Source organism: Burkholderia sp. Tr-20390, from assembly GCF_017104595.1.
Taxonomy (GTDB): domain Bacteria; phylum Pseudomonadota; class Gammaproteobacteria; order Burkholderiales; family Burkholderiaceae; genus Burkholderia.
The window spans coordinates 1-1938 of sequence record NZ_JAAGPC010000385.1 but is presented as its reverse complement, the minus strand read 5'-3'; the positions used below and the strand labels follow the sequence as shown (position 1 = coordinate 1938).

The 1938-nt window shown below is 68.2% G+C and carries 1 protein-coding gene and 1 pseudogene; one reads left to right on the top strand and one right to left on the bottom strand.

Annotated elements, in window-relative coordinates; all coding sequences use genetic code 11:
* Positions 1 to 617 precede the first annotated feature (617 nt).
* Positions 618 to 1640 (top strand): sensor domain-containing diguanylate cyclase, encoded by a 1023-nt coding sequence (locus G3N98_RS39105; protein WP_089472587.1) that lies wholly within the window; start codon positions 618 to 620, stop codon positions 1638 to 1640.
* Positions 1641 to 1680: 40 nt separating this feature from the next.
* Here G3N98_RS39105 and G3N98_RS39100 read toward each other — a convergent pair.
* A pseudogene (locus G3N98_RS39100) lies at positions 1681 to 1938 on the bottom strand (hypothetical protein); the annotation flags it as partial.

The following is a 1938-nucleotide window of genomic DNA, read 5'->3' as shown; positions in this document are numbered from 1 at the left end:
CGCGGCTGGGCTCGCGCTGGCCGCCGCGGGCGCGGCCGCAACTGGCACGGCCGGCATCGGCGCGGCCGACAGCGCGGCGGCATGAAAAGCGCCGGCCATCGCGGCCGAGAGGACGAGCAGCGACACGGCCGGCTTCATGCGGCACTCCGTTTCATCAGGATCATCCGGTCGTCCGTCGCATCGAAATCGATGCCCGCAAAGCAGCTATGCCCGTGAGTGAACATCCCCACTGCTTCCCTCATATGTATCCAACTGGCCTGATTCATTTATCGAAACGATGCGGCGATTTCTTTAATCGCGCGGCATCGTGCTACGCGCGCCTGGCACCGGCACACGCCCATTCGTCACACTATCTCAAAAACAGGACAAAACTCACCACGATTCGCGACATTGAAGCGAAAAAACCTCAATCCGGTCGGAAATGCTGCGCGAGAGGGATGAATGGTAAGAATTGCGCCGTTGTCGCCCGGCAGGCTGAACGGCATACTGCCGGCGCGGATCGGCTGGCCGGCGGCGGTCCGTTGCAGACCACCCCGGCTGAACACGCGGCCGCGAGGCGGCGCGTATGCTACCGCAATCCGCGCTGCCGGACGTGCTTTCTTTCACGGAAAACTGACTTGAATCAAATCGTCGACACTGCCACCCCGTCCCCCGATACGCTGCTGCGCATCATCACCGTGCAGACCGAGATCGCGAAGCTCGGCCTCGATCTCGGCAGCGTGATGGCCTACGTGGCCGAGCAGGTGCCGCAGCTCACCGGCGCGAGCGCCGCCGCGGTCGAATTCGCCGAGGGCGACGACATGGTGTATCGCGCCGCGTCGGGCACGGCCGCCGGGATGCTCGGCCTGCGGTTGCGGCGCTCGGGCAGCCTGTCGGGCCTGTGCGTGCAGCAAGGCGCGTTGCTGCACTGCATCGATTCGGAAACCGACCCGCGCGTCGATCGCGACGCCTGCCGGCGGGTCGGCCTGCGCTCGATGCTCGTGATGCCGCTCACCCATGCCGACACGACCGTCGGCGTGCTGAAGGTGATGTCGCCGGAAGTCGACGGCTTTTCGCAGGCCGACGCGGGCACGCTGCGGCTGACGGCCGACCTGATCGCCGCCGCGATGTTCCATGCGGCGCGCAACGAGGCGAACGAACTGTACCTGCGCGCGACACACGACGCGCTCACCGGCCTGCCCAACCGCGCGCTGTTCTACGACCGCCTGCGGCAGTCGATGCACACGACGCTGCGCGCGAACGGCCGGCTCGGCATCCTCAACATCGACATGGACGGGCTGAAGCCGATCAACGACGGGTTCGGCCATCGCGCGGGCGACGCGGCGCTGCGCGAGATCGCCACGCGGATGCAGGGGGCGGTGCGGCGCTCGGACACGGTCGCGCGCATCGGCGGCGACGAATTCGCGGTGATCCTGCCGAACATCGGCAATCGCGACGATGCGCATGCGCAAAGCACGCGGCTTGCGCGCCAGGTCAGTGAACCGTTCGAATTCGAGGGGCGCCCGATGCGGCTCGGCGTCAGCGTCGGGATCGCGCTGCTGCCCGACGACGGCACCGACATGAACGCGCTGATCGAGCATGCGGACCAGGCGATGTATGAAGTGAAACGCACGCGGTCGCAGCGGGTCGCTCACGCGTAACGCGGCTCGACCAGCCGGCGGCGGCTGCGTTGAACGGGCGCTAGCCGATCTGCGGAACGGCGATCGCGAGCCCGACCACGAGCCACTGGACGATCGCGACGAGCACACCGGCCCGGCACAGCCCGACCGCACCGCGCACGCGTGCGTCGAGTGCGCGCCCAGCCTTCGACGCATCGATCCAGCCGAGATCGGCGAGCGCGCGGTCGAGCGCCGCGAGGCCGTCGTCGACCGATCCGTCGCCCGCCGCCGCACGCGCGAGCGCGGCGAACAGCCGGCGGTCGATCTCGATGCGCACCGA